Source organism: Pseudonocardia sp. GCM10023141 (genome assembly GCF_042653605.1).
In genome coordinates, this window is record NZ_JBHSIR010000072.1 from 68,461 (window position 1) to 93,180 (window position 24,720).

General features: G+C 71.2%; 20 protein-coding genes. 7 read left to right on the top strand and 13 right to left on the bottom strand.

The genetic code is table 11. The annotated features are described in order from the left end of the window. Positions 1–72 precede the first annotated feature (72 nt). The 3 genes from ACFPFQ_RS42050 to ACFPFQ_RS42060 are packed head-to-tail and all read right to left on the bottom strand — an operon-like array spanning position 73 to position 3,572. Entirely contained in the window at positions 73–1,515 is a 1,443-nt protein-coding gene (locus tag ACFPFQ_RS42050; protein ID WP_379628864.1) for a peptide MFS transporter, read from the bottom strand. Next, positions 1,512–2,696 carry an epoxide hydrolase family protein gene (locus ACFPFQ_RS42055; RefSeq protein WP_379628865.1) on the bottom strand — a complete coding sequence of 395 codons (1,185 nt, stop codon included), beginning with the start codon at positions 2,694–2,696 and terminating at the stop codon, positions 1,512–1,514. Before ACFPFQ_RS42055 ends, ACFPFQ_RS42050 begins: the two co-directional genes overlap by 4 nt. Before the next feature lie 48 nt (positions 2,697–2,744). Next, entirely contained in the window at positions 2,745–3,572 is an 828-nt protein-coding gene (locus ACFPFQ_RS42060) for a mycofactocin-coupled SDR family oxidoreductase (protein WP_379628866.1), read from the bottom strand. A gap of 257 nt (positions 3,573–3,829) precedes the next feature. On the opposite strand from ACFPFQ_RS42060, the gene ACFPFQ_RS42065 reads away from it, so the two are divergent. Further along, complete coding sequence (locus ACFPFQ_RS42065; RefSeq protein WP_379628867.1) at positions 3,830–4,747, top strand: LLM class flavin-dependent oxidoreductase; 918 nt, start codon at positions 3,830–3,832, stop codon at positions 4,745–4,747. A 49-nt stretch (positions 4,748–4,796) separates the two neighbouring features. Here ACFPFQ_RS42065 and ACFPFQ_RS42070 read toward each other — a convergent pair whose 3' ends face one another. Then, positions 4,797–6,596, bottom strand: coding sequence for a flavin-containing monooxygenase (locus ACFPFQ_RS42070; RefSeq protein ID WP_379628868.1), 1,800 nt, complete (start codon positions 6,594–6,596; stop codon positions 4,797–4,799). A gap of 220 nt (positions 6,597–6,816) precedes the next feature. Between ACFPFQ_RS42070 and ACFPFQ_RS42075 the strand changes: the two genes are divergently transcribed. From ACFPFQ_RS42075 to ACFPFQ_RS42100, 6 genes are all read left to right on the top strand, one after another. Next, on the top strand, positions 6,817–7,377 hold the full coding sequence (locus ACFPFQ_RS42075) for a TetR/AcrR family transcriptional regulator (RefSeq protein WP_379628869.1): 561 nt from the start codon (positions 6,817–6,819) through the stop codon (positions 7,375–7,377). Between the two features lie 296 nt (positions 7,378–7,673). Then, a complete protein-coding gene (locus tag ACFPFQ_RS42080; protein WP_379628870.1) occupies positions 7,674–9,017 on the top strand; it encodes an MFS transporter in 1,344 nt (447 codons plus the stop codon). Next, positions 9,014–9,457, top strand: a complete 444-nt coding sequence (locus ACFPFQ_RS42085; protein WP_379628871.1) for a Zn-ribbon domain-containing OB-fold protein — start codon at positions 9,014–9,016, stop codon at positions 9,455–9,457. Before ACFPFQ_RS42080 ends, ACFPFQ_RS42085 begins: the two co-directional genes overlap by 4 nt. After that, positions 9,454–10,650: a thiolase family protein gene (locus ACFPFQ_RS42090; RefSeq protein ID WP_379628872.1), complete on the top strand. Its 1,197-nt coding sequence runs from the start codon at positions 9,454–9,456 to the stop codon at positions 10,648–10,650. The genes ACFPFQ_RS42085 and ACFPFQ_RS42090 overlap by 4 nt, the downstream gene beginning before the upstream one ends. Next, on the top strand, positions 10,650–13,256 hold the full coding sequence (locus ACFPFQ_RS42095; RefSeq protein WP_379628873.1) for a CaiB/BaiF CoA transferase family protein: 2,607 nt from the start codon (positions 10,650–10,652) through the stop codon (positions 13,254–13,256). Before ACFPFQ_RS42090 ends, ACFPFQ_RS42095 begins: the two co-directional genes overlap by 1 nt. Before the next feature lie 26 nt (positions 13,257–13,282). Next, a complete protein-coding gene (locus ACFPFQ_RS42100; RefSeq protein WP_379628874.1) occupies positions 13,283–14,143 on the top strand; it encodes an MBL fold metallo-hydrolase in 861 nt (286 codons plus the stop codon). A 57-nt stretch (positions 14,144–14,200) separates the two neighbouring features. On the opposite strand, the gene ACFPFQ_RS42105 is transcribed toward ACFPFQ_RS42100, so the two are convergent. The 9 genes from ACFPFQ_RS42105 to ACFPFQ_RS42145 all read right to left on the bottom strand — a co-directional run bounded on the left by ACFPFQ_RS42105 (position 14,201) and on the right by ACFPFQ_RS42145 (position 24,202). After that, positions 14,201–15,793 carry an AMP-binding protein gene (locus ACFPFQ_RS42105; protein ID WP_379628875.1) on the bottom strand — a complete coding sequence of 531 codons (1,593 nt, stop codon included), beginning with the start codon at positions 15,791–15,793 and terminating at the stop codon, positions 14,201–14,203. Between the two features lie 43 nt (positions 15,794–15,836). Continuing rightward, a complete protein-coding gene (locus ACFPFQ_RS42110; protein ID WP_379628876.1) occupies positions 15,837–16,724 on the bottom strand; it encodes an alpha/beta hydrolase fold domain-containing protein in 888 nt (295 codons plus the stop codon). Next, complete coding sequence (locus tag ACFPFQ_RS42115; protein ID WP_379628877.1) at positions 16,724–17,557, bottom strand: acetoacetate decarboxylase family protein; 834 nt, start codon at positions 17,555–17,557, stop codon at positions 16,724–16,726. Before ACFPFQ_RS42115 ends, ACFPFQ_RS42110 begins: the two co-directional genes overlap by 1 nt. Continuing rightward, entirely contained in the window at positions 17,554–18,687 is a 1,134-nt protein-coding gene (locus tag ACFPFQ_RS42120) for an acyl-CoA dehydrogenase family protein (RefSeq protein ID WP_379628878.1), read from the bottom strand. Before ACFPFQ_RS42120 ends, ACFPFQ_RS42115 begins: the two co-directional genes overlap by 4 nt. Beyond that, the gene (locus tag ACFPFQ_RS42125) at positions 18,680–19,855 is read right to left on the bottom strand and encodes an acyl-CoA dehydrogenase family protein (RefSeq protein WP_379628895.1); all 1,176 of its coding nucleotides are present in this window, start codon (positions 19,853–19,855) and stop codon (positions 18,680–18,682) included. Before ACFPFQ_RS42125 ends, ACFPFQ_RS42120 begins: the two co-directional genes overlap by 8 nt. 24 nt (positions 19,856–19,879) lie before the next feature. After that, positions 19,880–20,653, bottom strand: coding sequence for an enoyl-CoA hydratase-related protein (locus ACFPFQ_RS42130; protein WP_379628879.1), 774 nt, complete (start codon positions 20,651–20,653; stop codon positions 19,880–19,882). Between the two features lie 63 nt (positions 20,654–20,716). Then, a complete protein-coding gene (locus ACFPFQ_RS42135; protein ID WP_379628880.1) occupies positions 20,717–21,445 on the bottom strand; it encodes a hypothetical protein in 729 nt (242 codons plus the stop codon). Between the two features lie 33 nt (positions 21,446–21,478). Continuing rightward, the gene (locus ACFPFQ_RS42140) at positions 21,479–23,401 is read right to left on the bottom strand and encodes a flavin-containing monooxygenase (RefSeq protein WP_379628881.1); all 1,923 of its coding nucleotides are present in this window, start codon (positions 23,399–23,401) and stop codon (positions 21,479–21,481) included. A 195-nt stretch (positions 23,402–23,596) separates the two neighbouring features. After that, the gene (locus ACFPFQ_RS42145) at positions 23,597–24,202 is read right to left on the bottom strand and encodes a TetR/AcrR family transcriptional regulator (RefSeq protein WP_379628882.1); all 606 of its coding nucleotides are present in this window, start codon (positions 24,200–24,202) and stop codon (positions 23,597–23,599) included. Between the last annotated feature and the right edge of the window lie 518 nt (positions 24,203–24,720).

Here is a 24,720-nt window from a genome sequence, read left to right on the forward strand (position 1 = left end):
GGCCGCTCCAGCCCAGCTCCGCCATCCGTAGCAGGATCGCGGGCGACGGGGGCTCGAAGGAGAGCATGGCGGTCATGCCCGTTCCCCCGTCCGGGCGCGCAGGCCGGGGATGAGCGCGGTGTACGCGAGTGCGAGTGCCAGCGCGACGCAGCCCATGACGGTGAAGAACGGGCCCCGGTTGTTGACGGAGAAGAAGCTGGCGCCGAGGGTGCCGCCGAGCGCGCTACCGACCGAGACCGCGAGGTACAGCACCGCCACCATCTGCGCGGAGAAGGCGGCCGGAGCCAGGGTGGTCGCCGTCGAGAGCCCCATGGGGTAGAGCAGGAAGATCCCCAGACCGGCCCCGACGACGTACGGGAGCAGGGAGAGGAGGGGAACGGTGCCTGGCGCCATGCCGACGAACGGGAGGAAGCTGAACAGGGCCAGGGCGATCGCGGCGAACCCGATCGGCGCCTTGACCGCCGAGGGGATCGTGAGCCTGTTCCTCGACCAGAGTGCCGCGAAGGCGATCGACAGCACCACTTCCGCCAACGGGAGGGCGGACTTGACCCAGGGCGTCGGCATCGTGAAATCGCCGACGCGGCGTTGCGCGAGGACATCCGCGTAGACGACCAGGATGGTGTTGGCCGCGAGAGCGAAGGCTGCGGCGCACGCGAACCAGATCGGAATGAACGCGATCACTCGGGACCGCTCGGTGCGCGACACCCGCTTGCTCGTGAGCATCATGGCGAAGTAGCCGGCTGCGGCGAGCGCTCCCAGGACCGTGAGGACCGTCGACAGGTTGCCGCCATCGACGAGGCCGGTCAGGGCGACGACGACCACCACGACGACGGTCGCCGCCGAGACCGTCGCGGCCCGCGCGCGGCCGGAAGGTGGCAGCGGGTTGCGGGGACCGCTCGTGGGCATACGCCGGCGCATCGCCACGTAGTAGGCCAGCCCCAAGGCCATGCCGACCGCGGCGGCGCCGAAGCCGTAGTGGAACCCCTTCGTGGACTGCAGCCAGCCGACGGCGATCGGGCCGACGACCGCCCCGACCGTGATCCCGGCGTAGAAGATCGAGAAGCCCGCGTCCTTGCGCGGGTCGTCCTCGGCGTACAGCTCGCCCACGATGGCCGACGACGTCGCCTTGACCCCGCCCGCTCCCAGCGCGACGCAGACACAGCCGACGAGCAGACCGGCTCGTCCGGGCAGAACGGCCAGCCCCGCATGCCCGACCATCACGACGACCGCGCTGCCGAAGAGGACCTTCTCGTACCCGAGCAGCCGGTCGGCGAGCCAGGCGCCGATGATCGTCGAGAAGTAGACCGCCCCGACGTAGGCACCGGTGATGCTCAGCGCGCTGGACGTCGGGTAGCCGAGGCCGCCCTCCGAGACGGACGTGTAGAGGTAGATCGTCAGGAGGGATTGCATCCCGTAGAAGGAGAACCGCTCCCAGGTCTCGATGGAGACGAGGTTGGTGAGGGCGAAGGGATGACCGAGGACCTCTGTCCCACCCCGGTGGGCGACCTCGCTCATCCGCGTTGTCCCGCAACGGGCGCGTCGGTCAACGTACGTAGGCCGGCCCGGACCTCCTCGACGAACAGCGCCGGCTGCTCCATCGCGGCGAAGTGCCCGCCGGGCGAGGGCTCGGTGAAGTACCTGAGGTCCGGGTAGCGGGTCCGGGCCCACCGCTGCGATGCGACCAGCGCGTCCTTCTGGAACGCCGAGTAAGCAGTCGGTACCTCGACCGGTGTGAAGTCACCGAAGTCGCTCTCGTAGCTCTCCCAGTACAGACGGCCCGCGGACGTGGCGCACGCGTTGAACCAGAAGACGCTGATGTTGTCGAGGAGGTGGTCCCGGCTCACGGCGTTCTCCGGGTGGCCCGCGCAGTCGGTCCACACCCGGAACTTCTCGAGGATCCAGGCGCACTGACCGGCCGGGGAGTCGGTCAGCCCGTAGCCGAGCGTCTGAGGGCGTGTCGACTGCTGGACCGAATACCCGCTCTCCCACTTCTGGTACGTGTCGATGAGCCCGAGCTGTGCCTGCTCCTGTTCGGTCGGCTCGCCGAGGGCCCGGAGCGCAGCCGGATCGCAGATCGCCAGATTCAGGTGGATTCCTCGCACCGCGTGGGAGTGCCGGATGCCCAAGCTCATCGTGATGCGCGAGCCCCAGTCGCCGCCCTGCGCGAGGAACCTGTCGTAGCCGAGCCGCGCCATCAGCTCGACCCACGTCTCGGCGATCTTGTCGACGCCCCAGCCGGTCCGCGTCGGCTTTCCGCCGAACCCATAGCCGGGCACGGACGGCACAACGACGTGGTAGGCGTCCGACGCCTCCCCGCCGTGGTTCGTCGGGTCCCGCAGCGGCTCGATGACGTCGAGGTACTCCGCGACCGAGCCGGGCCACCCGTGCGTGATGATCAGTGGTGTGGCGTCCGGGTGCGGGGACGGGGCGTGGACGAAGTGGATGTCCACACCGTCGATGGTGGTTAGCCCCTGCGGGAACCGGTTGATCCGCGCCTCGAACCGCCGCCAGTCATACTCCGTCCTCCAGTACTCGCAGACCTCCTGGAGGTAGCCCAGCGGAATTCCCTGTGACCAGTCGTCGACGGTCTCCCGGTCGGGCCACCGCGTCCGGGCGAGGCGCTCGCGGAGATCGGCGATGTCGCTCTCGGGGACGGCGACTTCGTAGGACGAGACGAGAGGGTATGTCGTGGACATGACGGGACCGGCTCCTCTGCGCTGAGTGTGGGGACCTCTGTGGTCGGGTTAGAGCGAACCGCCGGCATCGACAAGCTGTGTCGAGCCGGTGATGTAGCGCCCGCCGTCGGAGACGAGCAGCATGACGACCTCGGTCACGTCCTCAACCTCGATGGCGGGCACGTCCATGCGGTTCATGGTCCGGGCGGCCACCTCGAAGTCCGCTCGCCCGGGATTCTCGAGTTCGGGCCGGAAGAGGCGGTAGACCGAGTCGTTGAGCACCATTTCCGTCGCGACCGTTGTCGGGTGGACGGTGTTGACCCGGATCCCTTGCGGCGCGAGCTCCTTGGCCAGCACGCGCATCAGGCCGACGAGCCCGGCCTTGGCGGCGGAGTAGTGCGCGGTGTTCTCGGTCGCGCGCACGGCTGCCAGCGAGCTGATGAGGACGACCGAGCCGCCCCGACCACCCTTCACGATGTGGGGTACACCGGCCCGCAGTGTCTTCCAGACCCCGGTCAGGTTGACGTCGATCATGTCCTGCCAGACCTGCTCGGACATCTCCAGCGTCGCTGCGGGGCCGGAGATGCCGGCGTTGGCGATGACGATGTCGAGGCGACCGAAGCGGGCGACGCCGTCGTCGGTCACGGTCTGCAGACCCGCCAGGTCGCGGACGTCGACGGCACGGGCCAGGATCTGGCCGCCCACGGCCTCGACCGCCCTAACCGTCTCCTCGAGGTCGTCCTTGGTCGCCAGCGGATAGGGAACGGTGGCGATGGACTCCGCGATGTCGACGCCGATGATGTCGACACCGGCCTCGGCGAGGCGGAGGGCATGGCTGCGGCCCTGGCCCCTCGCGACGCCGGTGATGAACGCGACCTTGCCGGCTAGTCCTGTCACGATCTCTCCTTGCGACGATGAAAGGGGTGGTCCGTGCCGACGCCGGCTCCGATCACGGTGCACGGCAGGTGTTGCGGCGACGGGCGAGCGCGACGGCGCCCGGACACGGGTCGCACGCTCCCGTCCCGATGTCCGAGCGAGGCGACGGTATATCGTACTAGTCTGGTACGCAACTAACTGTCGCCGGAGCATTGGAGTCGGTGCGGGGAGTGGTTCTCCGTGCCACGGGGCCGGTCCGGTACGCCTGAGGAGGACACGTGCAGATCGGGATCACCGCGACCGACGTCGACCGCGTGATCGAGGAGGCCCGCACCGCCGAACGGCTCGGGTTCGACCTCGTGGGCTGCGGGGAACACCTGTTCTTCGGGGCGCCGACGCCGAACCCGTTCGTCGAGCTGGCCGCCGCGGCGGCGGTGACATCGAGGGTGCGCCTGGTCAGCACGGTCGCGCTGTTGCCGCTCTACCCGGCTGCACTGGTCGCGAAGATGTCCGCGTCGCTGGACCGCGTCTCGGGTGGTCGCTTCGAGCTCGGGGTCGGCGCTGGCGGGGAGTTCCCGCCCGAGTTCGCGGCCGCGGGCGTCGATCCGGCGTCCCGGTTCCGCCGGCTCGACGAGGGGCTGCGGCTGATCAGGAGCCTGTTCGACGGTGGGCCAACCACGTTCGCGGGCGAGTTCGCCTCGGTCGACGGGCTCGAGCTCGACCCGCCGCCGGTGCAGCCTGGCGGGCCGCCGATCTGGCTCGGTGGGCGCAAGTCGGGCGCCATGCGCAGGGCGGGTCGTTACGCCGACGTGTGGATGCCGTACATGGTCGATACGGGGGCACTGCGGAGGACACTCACGGAGGTCCGAGAGCACGCGGTCGCGGCCGGCCGTCCCGATACCTCCGTGACCGGTGCCCTCTTCGTGTGGGCGTGTGTGGACGAGGACGGCGACCGGGCCCGGCGCGTCGGGACGGCGACCGTGAGCAAGGGGTACCGGCAGGACTTCACCGGGCTTGCGGAGCGCTACCTGGCGCTCGGCACGCCGCAGGAGGTGGCCGCCCGACTCGTGGAGTTCGCCGGGGCGGGGGCCACCAGGGTGCTCGTGCAGCCGGCCTGCCCGCCAGAGGAGCGGCGTGCGATGGTCGAGGCGCTCGCCGGCGCCGTCCTGCCGCTGGTGCGCTCCGCGGTCCGGTGACCGGTGGTGGTCCGCCCCAGCCGCGTTCATCGCGGCTGGGGCGGGAACGTCAGGCCTGCACCGCGACGCGTTCCGTTGCGGGCTCGCCCCGGTAGCCGCTTGAGGCGTCGATCAGCCCGTCCTGGATCGCCGCAATGCGCAATGCCAGCACGTGCGAGTAGATCCGGGCGGCCTGGAGCTGGCCGACCATGAACCACAAGCCGTCCTGCCCCGAGTGTCGCCATACGCCGCTCATCTCCCCGTCGGGAGCCACGCCATAGACCGGCAGGCACCGGTCGGCGATCGGCCCGAGAAGCTGCCGGCTCGAGTCGAGGACACCGTGGTACCCGGTCGCCAGGACGACGAGGTCGGCGGGCAGCGTCATACCGTCCGCGAGGACGACCCCGTCCGCGGTGAATCGGTCGACCGCGGCCCCCTGCCGCACGGCGATCTTGCCGGCGGCGATCAGCCCGGACGCGCCGACGTCGATGTAGTAGCCCTCGATCCCCAGCAGGTGCTTGGCCATGAGGCCCTGGCCGTCCGGCCCGAAATCGAGAGCGAAGCCGGCGCGGCGGAGTCCATCGTGGAGCTCCCGGTCTGCTTCCGCGGCGAGCCGGGTCGGTTCGACGGCCAGGGTCGGGGCGACCCCGAACGGCACCGAGGAGGCCAGAAGATCGGCATCGGCGGTCGACGGTCCGTCCTCGAGGTAGAACGGCAGGAAGGTCGAGTACCAGGTGTCCGATCGCACGACATAGGTGCTGGACCGCTGGACGAGCGTCACGTCGGCCCCCTGCTCGTACAGGTTCTGTGCGACGTCGTGCCCGCTCACGCCCGCCCCGACCACGACGGCCCGCTGTCCCCGCCACTCCGTGCCGCCTGCAAACGCCGACGAGTGGACGACCTGGCCGGCGAACTCCGCCCGGCCGGGGAGCGCGGGAATCGCGGGCGCCCCGTTCAGCCCGCCGGCCAGGATCACGTGTCGGGGCCGCAGGACCCGCTCGGAGCCGTCCGCGCGGAGCGCGGTGACCGTCCAAGTCCCGGCCGTCTCGTCCCGGTCGAGGCGCGTGAGAGTGCACGAGGTCCAGACGTTGAGCTCCATAGCCTCCGCGTAGAACTCGAGCCATCCCGCGAACTTGTCCTTCGGGGTGAACTGCGGCCAGCTCTCCGGGAAGGGTAGGTACGGAAGGTGGTCCATGCCGACGGGGTCGTGCAGGGTCAGACTGGGGTATCGGGAGCGCCAGTTGTCGCCGATGCGGGCATTGCGCTCGACCACCAGGGTGCTCACGCCGAGCCGGCCGAGCCGGGCCGCGACGGCGAGCCCGCACTGGCCGCCGCCGACGACGACGACCTCCGGGTCGGTCGTGGCGAAATCGGCCTCCGCGCCGCGCTGTTCCGCCCAGGTGACCCGGCCCGGGACCTCGCGATGCTGGGTGCCCAGTGGCCTCCGCGAACCCGCCGCCTCCTCCCGGCCACGCAGCTCCTGCAGGGACGTGAGCACTCCGAGGGCGCGCCAGGGGCCATCCGGGCCATCGGGCAAGAGGCGCACGAAGCCGCGGCCCGACCCCACTGCGGTGTCGAAGTCGAACCAGGCGAGGATCTGCGCGGGATCTCCCGCGACGACTTGAACGGTCGATCCGGGGGAGAGGTCGAGTCCGGTCGCCAGGGTCTGTGCTGCGTGTTCCTCCATGGCGGTGCGGACGGCCTCGACACCGACGAAGCTCCGGATGTCCCAGGTGAAGGCGAGGAGATCTCGCCACCAGCCGTCGGGTCGCAGGAGGGTGTCGAGCAGGTCCGTCGCCCCCGCGACCGCATGCCCGAAACGCTCCACCCACTTCCCGGCGATCTCCTCGGCCACCTCTGGACTCGTCATCTGATCTCCCTCGATCTGCGTGACACGTCGCCCTGACCGACGACGGCAGAACAATAGCGGACGAATCTGGTACGTAATAGGTCGTTCAGGTCGGAAGCGACGCGGTACCGGCGGGGCCGGTAACCTGGCGTCGCTCCGGCGGTCGGAGTGTGCTGGGGCCGGGGAGGGCGCAATCGCGGAAGCCGTGGGCGGGGCCGCTCGGCGGGTTCGCCGCAAGGGTGTGTCGGTCGAGCGGATCGTCGACGTGGCGGTCGAGATCCTCGCTCAGGGGTCGGTGGACTCCCTGACCACCCGCGAGATCGCTCGCCGGCTCTCGATCTCGCAGCCCACGCTCTACAGTCACGTCAGCGGCCTTGACGAGATCCGCTCCCTCGCTGCGATCAGGGGCGTGGCTGAGCTCAGTGGGCGGGTCCGGGCGGCAGTGCGAGGGCTGACGGGCGACGTCGCGCTGGTGGCGATGGCGCGGGCCTATCGGGGTTACGTGCGGGAGCACCCCGCGCTCTACATGCTCCAGCAGCGTGCACCCTGGCCGCCCGAGTTCCAGGAGCAGGGGCTGGCGGCCGCCGAGCCGGTGCGAGGGGTCCTCCGCACTTACGGGCTCACGGAGGCTCAGGTCGTTCACGTCCACCTGGTCTTCCGCACCTCCATCCACGGGTTCGTCGATCAGGAGATCAACGACGCGATCTCGGACGTCGCGGACCCGGACACGAGCTTCGAGTACTTCCTGGCGATCCTGGCCGCCGGCATTCGTTCCCTCGTGAGCGATCCCGATCGTGGATGACCGAGTCCGGGACCTCGCGGGTGGACCGCGGCCGGGCTGCTCTCGGAACTGGGCTTGACGGCCCTGGCGAGAATGCTACTGTCCTATCAGCGATAGCAAAAGGGTCTCGCTGGCCTGCTCTCGCGTCTGCCGCGCCGATCGTCACCTCTGTCGGAGGTGCACGGCTGTATCACACCCGCTGTATCACACCCGCAGCATCACACCCGCAGCGAACGCCGTTGTTCCGAAGGGAATCCCGCCATGACACCTGTCTGCGGACGAACCGTCCCCGTGGCCCACCTCCGCCGGGCGCGACCGTGAGCGCGCCGGGAGCAGGATCGGCGGAGAGCGCTCGGATCGATCGTCGGGTCGCGCTGAGGATCATCCCCTCCGTCTTCCTGCTGTTCTTCGTGGCGTACACGGACCGGATCGCCCTGTCGTACGCGGGGCCGGCGGGCATGAACACCGAGCTCGGCTTGACGTCGACGGCGTTCGGGTTCGCGGCGGGGATCTTTTTCGTCGGCTACCTCCTGGTGGAGATCCCCAGCAACATCATCATGCAGCGGGTCGGCGCCCGTCGGTGGCTGGCGCGGATCATCGTCAGCTGGGGCGTCGTCCAGGTGGCGATGGCGTTCGCGCCCAACGCCGAGATCCTGTACGTGCTTCGCTTCCTCCTCGGCGTCGCCGAGGGCGGGTTCGCGCCGGGCGTCATCCTCTACCTGACGCTCTGGTTCTCCAGTGCCTACCGCGGCCGGGCGCTCAGCCGGTTCCTCGTCGCCCCGGTCACCGCGTCCATCGTCGGTGCCCCGCTCGCGATCGGGCTGATCGCGGCCGGGAACTCGGCCCAGCTGTTCGGGCTGAGCGGCTGGCGCTTCCTGATCCTCGTCACCGGCGTGCCCGCGGTGATCCTCGGCGTCGTGACCTGGTTCTACCTCGCCGACGGTCCGGAGAAGGCGCGCTGGCTCTCGCGCGCCGAGCGCGACGACATCGCCGCGCGGCTCGCGGACACACAGGGTCACGAGGTGAACACCGGCGGCGTCAAGGAGGCGCTCCGGGATCGCCGGGTTTGGCTCCTGGGCCTGTGCAACTTCAGCTTCGTCTACGGCGGCTACACGCTCACCTTCTTCCTCCCCACGATCGTCTCCGGCTTCCAGGCCCAGTTCAACGTGTCCTTCACGCAGATCCAGGGGGCGCTGCTGATCGCGGTGCCCTTCGCCGTCGGTGGCGCCGCGCAGCTGTGGTTCGGCAGGCACACCGACCGGCGCGGCCACATCGGCGCCCACATCGCCGCGGCCTGCGCCTTCGGCCTGGTCGGCGGGCTCGGTGCCACGCTCGCCCGCGACCCGTACACCTTGATCGCCTTCATCTGCCTGATGGCCGTCGGCATCTACGCCGGTGGCACGCTCGCGCTGATCCTCGTGTCGAACCTCTACGTCGGGCCGGGCTCGGCCACCGCCATCGCGCTGGTCAACTCGATCGGCGTCCCCGCCGGTTTCGCGGGCCCGTACCTGACCGGCTGGCTCCGTGACGTGACCGGCGCGGAGAGCATCGGGCTCATCCTCGTCACGGTTCTGCTCGTGATCTCCGGAGTCATCGGCATCGTCTTCGACCGCCGTCGCCGCACCCCGTCCACCCCGGCGCCCCACGAGGAGGCCGTGTGACCGCACCCACCGATGCGCCACCCTGGGAGCGCTACCCCAACCACCCCATGGACGAGGACAGCGTGGCCCTCTACGAGGGCTGGCTGGTCCGGGAGCTGCGGCTGCCCCGGTGCAGGCGGTGCAACCGCTGGCACACCCCGCCCAGGTCGCTGTGCCCCTTCTGCTGGTCGGACGACCTGACGTTCACGCCGCTGAGCGGCCGGGGCACCGTCCACCTGTCGATGGTGCTGCACGTGGGTCCGCCCGCGCCCGTGGTCGAGTATCCCTACCCGCTCGTCACTGTGGAGCTGGAGGAGCAGCCCGGCCTGCGGTTCACCAGCACGGTGGTCGACGGCGACGCCGACCCCGTGGTGATCGGTTCGGCCGTCGAGCTGGTGTGGATCGACCGCGCGGGCGCACCGTTCCCGGCCTTCCGCACGACCAGTGGGGGAAACGCTTGACGCACAACGACATCCAGGACGTCGTCGCGGTGGCCGGGGTGGGTTCCACCGGCTACACGCGGCGGACCGGCCGGACGGCCCGCGCGCTCGCCGCCGAGGCCGCGGTGGCCGCGATCGCCGACGCCGGTCTGACCCGGGAGGACATCGACGGCGTCATCTCCTCGGCGGGCATGGGGAGCTGGCTGCTGTGCCCGCCGGGGGCGGCGGAGATGGTCGCGATGCTTCGCCTGCCCGGGGTGACCTGGTTCGCCGACGGCGCCCCGGTGATGGTCAGCCCGATCGTCGACGCGATGAACGCCATCCATGCCGGCGTCTGCGACACGGTCCTGGTGTACCACTACAACTTCCGGTCGCCCTTCAACTCCCGGGCGCTGGCGGAGGATCCGTTCCGGCGCGCGGTGCGCGCCTACGACGACCTGCCGCCCGAGCGTCCCCGCAACGCGGTGGCGTACGCGGCGTGGGCCGGCCGGTTCCTGCAGGAGAACCACGTCGAGCGCACCCAGCTCGGCCGGATCGCGGTCAACAGTCGCACCAACGCCGCTGACAACCCGCTCGCTGCGATGCGGGTGCCGTTGACGATGGAGCAGTACCTCGACGCCCGCCTCGTCCGCGAGCCGCTGGGCATGTACGACATGGACCTGCCGGTGGACGGCGCGGAGGCCTTCGTCTTGACCCGGGTGGACCGCGCTCGGGACATGCCGCACCCGCCGGTGCTGGTCCACGCCGCGGTGCAGGGGCTGGTGGAGACCGCCGGGGACGAGGAGCAGCTGCCTTCGCTGGCCCGGCACGGGCAGGACGTCGTGTCCGAGCAGCTGTGGAAGCGCAGTGCGCGCGGGCTCGGCGACGTCGACCTCGCCTACGTGTACGACGGGTTCACGGTCATCACGCTGTCCTGGTTCCAGAAGCTCGGCTGGTGCGGGCCCGGCGAGGTGTCGGGCTTCCTCGACCAGCACTGGGTCCCCGACCAGGGCCGGTTGCTGATCGACGGGCGGATCCCGGTGAACCGCCAGGGCGGGATGCTCTCCGAGGGGGGTTCACAGGGGGCGGGCTTCGTCCGGGACGCGGTGCACCAGCTGCGGGGGACCGCCGGGCCGCGGCAGGTGGTGGGGGCACGGACCGCCCTGTGCGCGATCGGTGGGTTCTTCTACAACTCCCAGGCCATGGTCTTGGTGAACGACGAAGGGACGCGGTGATGACCGCACTGTCCGAGCCCACACTGTCCGAGACCGCACCGTCGGGAGACTCCTTCCTCAGCGGGCTGCGGGTTCTCGAGGTCGCCGACGAGCTGGGGGAGTACTGCGGCAAGCTGCTCGCCGGCCTCGGTGCCGACGTGGTCAAGGTCGAACCGCCCGGTGGTGAGGTCACCCGTGGGTACGGGCCCTTCCGGGGCGACGTCGAGGACGTCGAGGGCAGCCTGCACTTCTGGCACTACAACCACGGCAAGCGCAGCGTCGTGCTCGACCTCGACACCGACGAGGGCCGGCGGCGCTTCGGCGAGCTGGCCGAGGTCGCGGACGTCGTCGTGGACACCCGCCGGCGTGGCTACCTGGAGGAGCGGGGACTCGGGGCCGACCGACTGCGTGCGTCGCGGCCGGAGCTGGTCACCGTCCGGATCAGCCCGTTCGGGGACACCGGGCCGTGGGCCGACCACGAGGGCGGTGACCTGGTCCACCTCGCCCTGGGCGGGGTCGTGATGAACTGCGGCTACGACCCTGGGCCGTCCGGTGAGTACGACACCCCTCCGATCGCCCCGCAGATGTGGCAGTCGTACCACATCGCCGGCGAGATGGCCGTCATGGCGATCCTGGGCGCGCTGACCCATCGCCTCGACTCCGGAGCGGGCCAGCATCTCGACGTCAGCGTGCACCAGGCGGTCAGCGCGAACACCGAGACCGACATCCCGGACTGGGTGATGCTGCGCCAGGAGCACCACAGGCTCACCGGGCGGCACTCCATGCCCGCCTCCTCGGTGCCGTCCTTGGCGCTCACCAAGGACGGCCGGTATGTGATGCCCTACCGGACCTATCTGAAGAGCTTCGCCGCGAACTGGGAGGCACAGCTGCGGGTGCTGCGCAAGTTCGGCATGCAGGCGGACCTCGACGCTCCCGAGTTCCAGGACGAGAACTACCGCTACATCCCCCGCAACGCCGCCCGGATCAACCAGGTGCTCGACGCCTTCGTCGGCAGGATGCTGTACGACGCCGACATCTGGCGGGACGCCCAAGCCGAAGGGCTGCCATGGGCCCCCGTCCGCCGGCCCGAGGAGAACGCCGACGACGAGCACTGGCGTGCCCGTGGCACCTTCATCGACGTCCGGCACCCGGAGCTCGACGCGACATACGCCTACGTGGGCGCGAGGTGGTACTGCCCGGACGTGCCCTGGGTGGTGGGGACGAGGCCGCCGCGCATCGGCGAGCACACCGACGAGGTGGCGACAGAGTGGGCCGCGCCCCGCGCCGCGGCGGAACCGGTCGAGCGCCCGGCGCGCACGACCGCACGCGCGACCAGCGCCACGGGCGCGCCGTTCGCGCTGGCCGGGGTCCGGGTCCTGGACCTCAGCTGGATGCTGGCGAGCGCGGGCTCCGGGCGCTTCCTCGCTGCGCTCGGCGCCGAGGTGATTAAGGTCGAGCACGAGTCCCGGTGGGACGCGGTGCGGTTCGGGCAGGGCATGGCTCCGCCCGGCGGCCGGGCGGAGCGCGACGCCGCCACCGAGGCGATCCCGATCCCCGAGCCGACGGGACCTGACTGCAACGGCATGTTCATGGAGGTCAACTCGGGCAAGCTCGGGATGTCCCTCGACCTCAAGCACCCGAGGTCGCACGCCGTTCTCGAGGACCTCGTCCGGGCGTCCGACGTCCTGGTCGAGGGCTTCTCGCCCGGCACGATGGAGCGGATGGGCTTCGGCTACGCACGACTGAAGGAACTCAACCCCCGCATCGTCTACGTGCAGCAGTCCGGGTTCGGCCAGTACGGCACGTATGGGCAGGCCCGCGCCTTCGGCCCCACGGCTCAGGCGTTCTCTGGTCTCGCGGAGATGTCCGGTCTGCCGGAGCCCTTCCCCCCGGCCGGGATCGGGTACTCCTATCTGGACTGGTTCGGCGCGTACAACATGGCCAACGCCGTCCTCTCCGGGATCTTCCGCCAGCGGCGGACCGGGGAGGGGTGCTACATCGACGCCTCACAGACCGAGATGGGCATCTACCTGGCCGGCACGGCGATCCTGGACCATTCGGTCAACGGGCGGCGGTGGCAGCGCTACGGCAACGCCTCGCCGTACAAGCCGGCCGCCCCCCACGGTGTCTTCCGGACCAGGGGCACCGACCGCTGGATCGCGCTCTCGGCGTTCACCCCGGAGCACTGGGCCGGGCTGGTAAAGGTCCTCGGCGAGCCGGCCCTGGCGGACGAGCGCTTCGCCACCCTCGCCGGCCGGCTCGCTGCCGCCGAGGAGGTCGACGGTCTGGTCGCCGCTGCCGTCCGGAACCAGGAGGGGCGGGCGTTGATGGACGCCCTGCAGGAGCGGGGCGTCCCCGCCGGGGTCTGCCAGACCGTTGAGGACCGCTATGACAGCGACCCGCAACTGCGGCATCTGCAGTGGACGGTGGAGCTGCCGCAGTCCGCGATCGGCACCTGGCCGATCCGGCAGCTGCCCGTGGCGCTCGGCGCAACGCCGGCCGACGCGGGCGGGCCCTACGGGAGGTCCGGCCCGAGCTATGGGCAGGACACCGACCACGTCCTCCGGGAGATCCTCGGATACGAGTCGTCCCGGATCGATGACCTGCGCACGGTCGGCGCCGTCTGAGCGGCGGTGAGGAGAAGGAGGACGCAATGTCGCGACTCGAATGGAAGTTCGGTGAGGTCCGGGTGGTCCAGGTGACGGAGAACGTCATCCCGATGCCCGTCGAGGCCATCTTCCCCGGCCGCACGGTCGAGCAGGTGCTGGCGCACAAGGACTGGTTGTTCCCGCACTTCATCGACGCCGAGGGGCAACTGCTGCTGCACATCCAGTCGCTCCTGGTGGAGTCGGCGGGTACCAGGATCGTGGTGGATACCTGTTTCGGCCCCGAGCCCCCGGAGGACTTCGCGATCGGAGCCGTGCCCGGTACGAAGTTCCTGGACGACATCGCTGCGGCGGGCTTCGAGCGGGAGGGCGTGGACCTCGTCGTCTGCACGCACCTGCATGTGGACCACGTCGGGTGGCACTCGATGCGCGAGGGCGACCGGTGGGTTCCGACCTTCCCGAACGCGCGCTACATCGTCAGCGCGCCCGCCCTCGAGGTCTGGCAGACCCACGATCCCGAGGAGACCGCGTCCCACGGTCGGCGAGAGGCGCTGGACACGGTGCTCGACGCGGGCCTGGTGGACGCGGTCCCGGTCGACCACCGGCTCACCCCGGAGGTCCGCCTGCTCTCCACCCCTGGGCACACGACCGGGCACGTGGCGGTGCTGATCGAGTCCGGGGGCGAGCGTGCCCTCGTGACCGGAGACCTCAGCCACCATCCGGTGCAGTGGGCCGAGCGGGACTGGGGCCAGGCGGCCGACCACGACGTCGCTGAGGCGATCCGCACCCGTGAGTGGATCATGGAGGATTATGGCGACAAGGACGTGACAGTGATCGGCTCGCACTACACGGGGCCGGTCGTCGGACGCCTGACCAAAAAGGACGGTGGGCGGTTCGTCGCCGTGTGACCTGGTCGCGAACGGGCCCGGGGGGTGGGTGTCCATCCCCCGGGCCCGTTCGCGTGGTCATGGTCGTGCGGGCCGGCGCACGCCGAGCGAGGGGAGAGTCTCCGGCTCGCGGTAGGCATCCCGCAGGACGCGCTTGTAGAGCTTGCCGGTCTCCTGCCGGGGCAGCTGGTCCATGAAGTCGACGGTGCGCGGGACCTTGTACGCCGCCAGGGTCTCGCGGGCGAACCGCGTGAGCTCCTGCGCCAACGCGGCCTCGTCCGCCTCGCCCGCCTCGCCCGCCGGCTGCACCACCGCCTGGACGCGTTCGCCCATCTCGTCGTCCGGCACACCGAAGACCGCGACGTCCGCCACGGCCGGATGCCGGATGAACGTGTCCTCGATCTCCTGGGGGTAGATGTTCACCCCGCCCGAGATGATGGTGAAGGAGAGCCGGTCGAGCAGGTAGACGTAGCCGTCCTCGTCGAGGTAGCCGATGTCCCCGCTCTGCGTCCACAGTGGATGCGCCGGGTGTCGCGTCGCCTCCGTGCGCTCCGGGTTGTTGTGGTACCGGAACGGCATGTGGTCGCGCTCGAAGTAGATCAGGCCCGCCTCGCCGCGGGACAGCTCGCGCCCGTCGGCCGGGTCGCAGATGTGCGGAATGCCCAGGATCGAGCGGCCGACGGTGCCGGGGTGGGCGAGCCACTCCTCGCTCGTGCAGCACGTCAGGCCGGTGAACTCGGTGCCGCCGTAGTACTCGACGAGGACCGGACCCCACCAGTCGATCATGGCGCGCTTGACGCTGGTGGCGACCGGCCCGGCGCCGTGCACCGCGGTGCGCTGCGAGGAGAGGTCGTACCTCGACCGCACCTCCTCGGGCAGCTTGAGCATGCGCACGAACATCGACGGCACCCACTGGCCGGTCGTCACCGCATGCTGCTCGACGAGCGCGAGCGCGCGCTCCGCGTCGAACTTCCTCATCAGCACGGCCGTGCCACCGAGCGAGTGGGTGGCGCTGGTGTAGCAGAGGGGCGCCGAGTGGTAGAGCGGCGCCGGGGTGAGGAAGACGCTGGTCCGGTCCAGGCCGTAGATCGCCTGCGCGGACGCGTCCACGGCGAGGGGGGAGTCGAAGGGGGCGTCCGGGAGGGGGCGGCGGATCCCGAGCGGGCGGCCGGTGGTGCCGGACGAGTAGAGCATCCAGTCGCCCATGCGCTCGTCCTCGGAGACCGGGCGGGCGGGCTGGGCGGCGAGGGCGGCGTCGAAGTCGTCGATACCGGCTGTGCCCTCCATCGGTGCGCCCGCGGCCAGCAACAGCCGCAGGGGCGGCGGCGCCTCCGCCAGCCCCACCGTGGTGGCGATGGAGGACGAGACGACCAGGCCCTGCGCCCCGCTGTCGGTGAGTAGGTAGGCCAGCTCGTCGTACGTGGAGTACTTGTTGATCGGGACGAGATACATCCCGCTGCGCAGCACCCCCCAGACGACCTGGTGGTAGCGCAGGTCTGTCTCCATCATGACCGCGACCGTGTCGCCCGCGCCCAACCCCGCCGCGCGGAGCACCTGCGCGAAGCGCATCGACGCGTCGTCGAGCTCGCGGTAGGTGATCTGCTCGCCGGTGTCCCCGATGATCGTCGCCGGCTTGTCGGGCGTACGGGCGACGCTCTGGCTGAAGGTCATTTCCGTGTGCTCCTCGACGACGGTGTCGGCAACGGCTCCGCATTCATGATCCACTCCCGGACCGGCTCCACGTGTCCTCGCTCCATGCCCCCACCTCGGCCAACGCCAGTGTCGCGGCCTCGAGGCGGGGGGTGAAGGCGTGCCAGACGTGCACGACGTCCGGCCATCTGCGCTCGGCAACCTCGACACCCTGTGCGCGCAGCGCGCCGGCCAGCGCCGCGGCGTCGGGCGCGAGTGTCTCCCTGTCGCCGTACTGCACGAGTACCGGCGGCAGGCCGCGCAGGTCGAGTCCGGAGGGCGAGACCTCGGCGGCCGGCCGGCCGGCCCGGTAGAGCTCGACCATCTCCGCCAGCTGCCAGGCCATGATCATCGGATCGAGGTCGGAGTCGGCCGGCGGCGAGCCGGCCACCGACCCGAGATCGGACCAGGGGGAGAGCAGGACCGCTCCCGCGGGCATCGGCAAACCGGCGTCCCGGGCCCCGGCGAGCGTCGCCAGCACGAGCCCGGCGCCGGCCGAGTCGCCGCTGACCAGGAGCCGGTGCGGTCGGTACCGCGACACGACGCGCCGGTACACCGCCACGAGATCGTCGACCGCCGCGGGGAAGGGTTGCTCGGGGGCGAGTCGGTAGCGGGCCGCCAGGACCTCCGCGTGGCACGCCCGGGCCAGCCCGGCCGTGATGGACCGTGCGGTCGCCGGGGAGCCCATGACGAAGCCGCCGCCGTGCACGTGCAGGACGAACCGGTCGGTCCGGAGCTCGTCGGGGACGACCCGCTCCCCGTCGGGGTCGGGGGCGATCCGTACACCCGACTGCTCCGCGCTGACGGACGCCTCCAGCGACGCCCGGCGGTCGGCCAGTGGGGATCCGGGCCCGGGACGTCCGCGGAGCAGCGCGGCACGGAGCCGGTCGATCGGCGTCGTCGTCGTGGCCATCAGGCGGGCCCGGCGAGTGCGGCGAGTGCCGCGTCGTCCCGGTCCAGGCGAGTGGTCCGGCTACGCAGCAGGTCGACGGTGGCGTGCAGGGCCACGGCCGGTCGGGTCTCGACGACGGGGAGCCGGCCGAGCGCGCGGGCGGCCCGCGAGGAGTACGGCGCGGCGATCTCGTCGGGGGACTCGAAGGTGAGCGATCCGGTGCCGGTCCAGATGCGCTGGTACTCGGTGCGGGCGTGCATCGCGACGGGGTAGTCGGCGTCCGGCTCGTCACCGACGCCGGGGATGTACTTCCAGTGCAGTCGCACCATGTCCCGGCCCGCGGCGGCGATCCGCTCGAAGGCGCGCTCGGAGGCCGGTGCCATGGCCGTGCAGGAGCCCGACAGCAGCGGGGATCCGTACTCCGCCAACGAGAACCCGAAGCTCTCGCGGGAGACGTCCGCGTCGGGGATCTGGCCGTGGATCTTGGGGGTGCCGAGGAACTCGCGCCCGACGATGATCGGCGCGCAGTCGGACTCCCAGATGACCAGCCCGAGCGGGGCCGCGACCGCGTGCCCGTCGCGGCGGTAGACCGCGGACGCGTAGACGGAGACCAGGTTGTACCCGCGCCCGCCCATCCATGTCATGTTGCGGCACTGCTGGAAGGACACCGTCACGACCGGCCGCTCGGGGACCTCGAGCCCCGGCGGGACCAGCGGTTCGAGCGCCTCGCGCTCGGTCACGAAGCCGAGGGCGGCGCCGTGGACGGTGTAGCCGAGCTCGTCGTCGCGGGCCGGCGAGGGGCCGAACGCCACCGGCATGTCGTAGCGCACCCCGTTGTGCAGGCGGTAACTCACGGGTGGGCCTCTCCGGCGGCCAGGAGCGCCCGGCCGAGTGCCTCGGAGAGCTCGGTCTCGTCCCCGTACCAGCTGCGCAGGGCGAGCGACCGCATGTAGTAGCGGTGCAGCCGCAGCTCCTTGGTGAACCCGATGCCGCCGTGCAGCTGGATCGCGTCCTCGCAGACCGAGGGCCCGAACTCCGAGCAGTACGCCTTCGCGGCCATCGCCGCGCCCGAGAACTCCTCGAGGGACAGCCCGTCGGCGTCCTCCGCGACGGCCCGGCACACGTTCTCGGCGACAACGGTGCGAGCCGTCGCGGTCGCGGCGATGTGCTTGACGGCCTGGAAGGTGCCCACCGGCTTGCCGAACTGCTTGCGCACCTTGATGTACTCCACCGAGTCGTCGACCGCCCGCCGGGCGAGGCCCGCGAGCTCGGCGGCCAGCAGCAGCCGCGTCCACGCCCTGATCCGCGCGATCAGCCGCCGCGCGGCCTCGCCCTCCGCGAGCGGGAGGAGCGCGGTGCCGGGGGCGACGGTCACGGAGGCGAAGCGGGAGCCGTTGGCCTGGATGTCGATCGGGTCCACGCGCAGGCCCGGCGTCGGCGTCTCGACCAGGGCGACCGCGGTCTCGGCGCCCTCCGCGACGAGGACGAGGACGTCGGCCTCGCCCGCGGACCGCACCATCCCGACGGTGCCCTCGATCCCGGAGGGGCCGATCTCGATGCCCTGCAAGAGATCACGCCACTCCAGCGACGCCCCGCCGTCGACGAGGGCCACGCGCCGCTCGCCCACCACGGCGTCGCGCAGCAGCGTGCCGGCACGCGGGTCGAGTCCGTCCGCGAGCTGCTCGAGCAACAGCCCGGGTAGCAGGCACTGCTCGAGGACCGGCCCGGTCACGAGCCGCTCGCCGAACAGCGTGAAGAGCGGCACGAGGGCGGCGGGGCCGAGCCCCAGCCCGTCGGCGGACTCAGGTGCGCAGAGCGCGAACGCGCCCAGGTCCGCCAGGCCCTGCACGAGGTCGGCGGAGTCGGCAGGGTCGGCCGAGTCGAAGCGCCTCGCCTGGTCGTCGTCGGTCGCGTGCTTGTCGAGGAACTGCCGGACGGCGTCGCGCAGCTCGAGCGCGACGGCGGTGGTCTCGTGCTCAGTCACGGGGGAGCCCCAGCATTCGTTCGGCGATGATGGTCCGCTGGATCTGCGAGGTCCCGCCGTAGATGCTGGCGGCTCGCGAGTAGTAGTGCTCCTTGGTCCAGCGGGAGGTTTCGAGGCCGCGGATCGCCGCCGTGGTCGTGCGCGCCGGGCCGACGAGGTCGACCAGCGAGGCGAAGATGCGCTGCTCCAGCTCGTTGACGGTCAGCTTGTCCACGGAGTCCATCGGGTTCGGCCCGGGGGAGGTGACGAGGCGGTCGATCGTCCGGCGCGTCTGGGCCTCCAGGGCCCGTGCGGCGACGGCGGCCCGGCCCAGCCCGGTCGCGACCCGGGACGAGGGGGCGGCACCCGCCTGCTCGTAGTGCCCGCGCAGCTCGGCGGCGGCGTCCTGGACGCCCACGGAGAACTCGATCTGCCGGCGCAGGGTGTACCAGCCGCGCTCGGTGCTCAGCGTGTCCTGCGCGATCGGCCACCCGCCGTCGACCTCGCCGAGGAGGTTGGCGCGGGGCACCCGCACCGAGTCGAAGAAGACCTCGCCGAACTCCGTGTCGCCGGTCATCTGGACCAGGGGGCGGACGCTGATGCCCGGCGAGCTCATGTCCACGAGCAGATAGCTGATCCCGCGATGGCGGGACGCGGCGTCCCCGGTGCGCACCAGGAGCGCACACCACTCGGCGTAGGGCGCCCAGCTCGTCCACACCTTCTGACCGTCGACGACGAAGTCGTCCCCGTCCGGGACCGCACGGGTGGACAGGGCGGCCAGGTCCGAGCCGGCGTTCGGCTCGGAGAAGCCCTGGCACCAGATGTCCGCGCCGGAGAGCAGCCGGGGCAGGAGCGTCCTGCGCTGGTGGTCGGTGCCGAACTTGTCGATGCTGGGCCCCACGACGTCGAGCCCGATCAGGCCGATCGGCTGCGGGGCTCCCGCGCGGGTGAGCTCCTCGGAGAACGCGAGCTGGTGCCAGGGGCTGAGCGCCTGCCCGCCCGCGTCGCGCGACCACGTGATGCCGACCCAGCCGGCCTCGTGCAGCGTGCGCTGCCACTCACGCAGCACCCGGAACCTGCCGTCGAGGTCCAGCGGCACCGTCGGGATGGTGGCCCGGCGCAGCCAGTCCCGGGCGCGCTCCCGGTACTCGCCGAGATCGGGATTCTGGGCCGGGGTTCTGGGCCGGATTCTGCACTGAAGTCTCCACTGTGCTCAGACGTCCGCGTAGCGCGGCGGACGCCGCTCGAGGAAGGAGTTGACGGCCTCCTTCGAGTCGGGATGGCCGGAGAGCTCCGCCGTGAGCGACTGCTCGTACTCGTAGCCCTCCTTCAGCGGCAGCGACTCGATCCGGTTGAGGCTGCGCTTGGCGAGCTTGATGGCGACCCGGCTGTGCCGGGTGATCCGGCCCGCGAACTCGCGGGCGGCGTCCATAAGCTCCTCCCGCGGCACGACGCGGGCGATGCCGCCGTACCGGGCGAGGTCGGCCGCCGGGACCCGGTCGGCGGTGAGGTGCATGCTCCGCACGACGGGGAAGGGGACGAGCCGGGCGAGGTGGCGGGCCCCGCCCATCGCCCCCGCGCCGATCTCGGGGAGGCTGAACACCGCGTCCTCGGCGGCGATGATCGCGTCGGCCGAGGCGGCGAGCGCGAGCCCGGTGCCCACCGCGGACCCCCCGACCGCGGCGACCACCGGGATGGGGCAGTCGGAGATGGCGAAGAACGCCGACCGCACCTCGAACATCCGCTCCCCGGTGTTCACCGGGTTCATGGTCTGGAACTCCGAGAGCTCGTTGCCGCCGCAGAAGTGCTTCCCGGCCCCGGTGAGGATGGCGGCCTTCGCCTTCGGGGCGAGGGACTCGATGCCCAGGAAGACCTGCTGGATCTCGCGGTACAGGGCGATGTCGACCGCGTTGACCGGTGGGCGGGCGAGGGTCACGGTCACGAGGTCGCCCTCCACGTCGACGTGGAGGCTGGTGAAGTCGGCCATTGCGGGTGGTCCTTCCATCGGGCGGTTCGCCCGGTCGCGTCGGAGCGGGGGAGGGGCGCCGGGTCAGCGCCAGAACTCCCAGTCGATCATCGTGCGGAGCGGCCCGGCGAACAGCGGTCGCACCGCGCCCGAGGCCCAGCGCTGCTCGACGAGCGGGCGCAACGCCGCGGTCGTCGCCAGCGGGTCCTCGTCCAGGTACACGACCGTCGTGTACTGCGGACCACCGCTGACCTGGGGGCTCTGCTCCCAGGTCCCGGACGAGCCGTACAACCACGCTCCCGCCGTTCCCGGCCAGGCCAGCAGCGCCGGGTGGTGCTCACGGTGCAGCCACTGCAACCACGAGGCGACCTCCGCCTCGTCGCCGACCGGCTCCTCCACGATGACGAGGACACCGCGGTGCGGCCGCCACGGCACGACCTCGGCCGAGACGACCGCCTGCGGGGACGCGTGCCACGACAGGAGGGCGGGCATCCGCAGCTGGATCAGGTCGAGACGGTGGGGGTACCGGCCCATCTCGGCCAGGCGGGTGCCGAGCTCGAGGAAGTCGTCGTGGGTCTGCTGGACCGGGTCGCCGACGAGGTAGTTGGTCACGTCCCCGACGCTCGCGAGCGGGCCCTCGGTGACGAGCCGGCCGTCCGGGTAGGCGCCGTCGGCGATGTAGCGCATCGCCAGCTGGATCCCGGGCAGCTGGTACTGCTCCGGCTGGTGGTCGAGCAGGTGCCACCGGAGGTAGTCCGGGCCGGCGTGCGGGGGTGCGGTGAAGCTGAAGAAGGCAGCCTTCACTCGGATCATGGGGGGGGGGGGGGCTCGCTTCCGGTGCGCTCGTCACGCCGTCTCGAAGTCGTCCAGGTCGGCGGATCTGGTCATCGTCCAGAAGTCGACCACGCGCCACGGCGAGTTCACGACCACGCGCCCGCGGGCGTTGCGGTAGTACGTGGTCATCCCCGGGTGCGCCCAGACCATCCCCGCGTGCGCCTCGTCGACGCGTTCGTTGTACTCGTCGAAGACGTCCTTGCGGACCTCGACCCGCTGCAGGTTCCCCTCGAACATCTGCCGGAGCAGGTCGACGACGTAGGTCAGCTGGGCCTCCACGGCGAACATCAGGCTGCCGCCGTGGCCCGCCTGCGTGTTGGGGCCGTAGAGGACGAAGAGGTTCGGGAAGCCGCTGACCGACGTGCCCAGGTAGGCGCGGGCGTCGTCGTCGTCCCACGCCTCGCGCAGTGAGGTGCCGGACCGTCCGACGATCTCCACCGAGGCCAGGAACCGCACGACGTCGAAGCCGGTGGCGAAGACGATCACGTCGGCGGGATGGGAGCCGTCCGCGGTCACCACGGCGTCGGTGTCGATGCGGTCGATCGGGTCGGTCCGCAGCGTCACGTCGTCCCGGGTGATCGTCGAGTACCAGCCGTGGTCCAGCAGCATGCGCTTGCCGAACGGCGGGTAGTCCGGGACCACGCGGTCGAGCATCGCGCTCTCACCGAGGGAGGTGCGGAGGTGGCGCTCCAGGTACCGGCGCATCCGCGCACTCTCCGCATTGAGTGAGTGCCGGGAGTCGGGCCACGCCGGGTCGATCTGCAGGGTGGGATACGCCTTGTCGTTGAAGATCCAGGCCTCGCGGATGCGCAGCCAGGCGCGGAACAGTGGAACCGTCTGCAGCAGCCGGCGAACCGGCGCGGGGACCTCGGCGGCGAACCCGGGCTCGATCGGCGTCGTCCACTGCGGTGATCGCTGGTACACGTCCACGTGGGCGGCGACGCCGGCGATCGCCGGCACCAGCTGCATGGCGCTCGCGCCGTTCCCGATCACCGCAACCCGCTTGCCCTCGAGCGCGATGTCCTCGGGCCAGCGGGCCGTGTGCGCGATCCGGCCTTCGAAGCCGTCGCGGCCCGGGATGTCCGGGACGACCGGGGTGCCGAACGCTCCGACGGCGCTGATGAGGACCGTGCAGACCTCGTCGGTGGTCGAGCCGTCGGGATGGCGGACCGTGAGCGACCAGGTGCCCGACGTGTCGTCCCAGACCGCGCGCTCCACGGAGGTCTGCAGGGAGATGCGGTCGAGCAGGCCGAAGTCGTCGACGACGTGCTCGAGGTACGCCAGGACCTCGTCGCGATGCGCGAAGTAGCGCGTCCAGTCCGCGGGGGCGAAGCTGTAGGAGTAGAGGTGGCTCGGGGTGTCCACCCCGCAGCCCGGGTACCTGTTGATCAGCCAGGTGCCGCCGATCCCGGCGTCGCGTTCGTAGATCCGGTAGTCGACACCGAGCGCGTCCAGCTGCACGCCCGCGGCGATCCCCGACACGCCCGCGCCGATGACGATCGCCCGGAAGCCAGGAGGTGGTGACGCCGATGGTCGGGCGGCAGGGCCGCTGGACTGTGCGGTGGCGTCGACCAGCATGCTCGCGCTCAGCGCAGTGCACTCGGGCGGCACGTCCTCGCCGAGGGACACGCTCAGCATCCGGGTCATCAGCTCGGCGGACGGCTCAGGGAGTGCGGGCGGCGTGCCGGTGAACCACGCCGCGATGGCGGACTTCGCCCCGTCACGCACCTCCCGCTGCACCTCGTCGGGCAGCCCGCCGGTGTCGTCGATGCTGAGCCCGGGTGGCCGGCGGGGCCGGAACGGCGCGTCGAGCCAGCGCAGGTCACCGGTCAGCTGCACGAGCACCATCAGGAGGGTCGGCACGTTGGCGACATCGACGGCGTCGAGCACTGCTCGTGGCGCGGCCCGTGGTGTCGGGTCGGGGCTCGGGGTCATGGGCTCCTCTTCTGGCCGAGGTGCGGCGTATCCGGCCGGGTCGCCGGCACAGGCGCCGGCGGCGAACCACACGGCGCGGCGATCGTCGAGCGGGATCGGGCATGACGATCAGGCTCGATGGACCATATATCGTACTAATCAAGTACGCAATGTCGGGTCGGCGAGGACGACGCCGGTGAACTGCCCGACCCGTCGCTACCGCGAGCTCGCCTTCCGGGGCGCGGTCCGCCGTCGGCGAGGTGCACCCTTGTGGGTTTCGGTGAGGTCCATGCCGGCGCCCGCGACCACGAGGTCGAGAAGGGGACGGATGAACGCCTCCTGGGCGACCCTGTCCTGCAGGAGTTCGGGATTGGACATCGCGCGGGTGTAGACGGCGCCGTTGATGACCTCGAGCAGCAGGCTCCCATTGACCGAATCCGGTACCTCGCCGCGTGCCACCGCACGTCGCACGATGCGCAGGGCCGCCCCGGAGAGGGGGCGGGCGACGCGCTCCCGGTAGAGGACGTCGAGCTCGGGGTAGAAATGTGCCTCGACCTGCAGGCGTGCGTAGGTCGCCCCGACGTCCGACGCCCACCACGCGAACAGCGTCCGGGCCCAGAAGTCGAGGTCGTCGCGGAAGCTGCCGTGGTCGGACGCCACGAACTCCTGGCTTAGCTGCTCGACGGAGGCGGCGAACAGCTCCTCCTTCGAGCTCCAGCGCAGGTAGACGGCCGGCTTGCCGACCTCCGCCTGCCGGGCGACGGACTCGAAGCTGAAGGCGGCCCAGCCGTCGCGGGCGTAGCAGGCGAGAGCGGCGTGCATCAGCCGCCCGTCGATCGTGGCATCGCGCTTCCGGCCGCGCCGCCTGGCCCCTGCATCAGCCGGGGCGTCGGTGCGGCTCTCTGGATTCACGGTCTCGCTCTCGCCTCTGCGTGCCGGGTCGCGGCTCGGTTCCACCCTGCGCTCGAGTCTGCCGGTGAGTGTACGGCGGGCTGGGTCCGGCCACGGCTCCGACGCGTCCCCCGAGCGCTACGTGATCATGCGTCCCCGCGTCGGCGGGGCGGGACGTGCCGGGGGCGGGGGCGCCTACTCGCGTGAGGGTCCGCGCTGCGAAGAGGAGGTGTTGTGACCCGGGAGCTACGGAGTGGTGTCCGGCCGACCGACAGGTCCGCGGCGGTGCGCCCCTGCGAGGAGGCGACGAACTCGGCGATCCTCTCGGCGGCGAGCTCCGGCTGCTCCTCGACGATGAAGTGTCCGCACCGTTCGAAGACCCCGCCCTCGAGCTGATCAGCCACCGGCTCCCAGGACCAGCGGATATCACCCAGCCGGAGGGATCCACC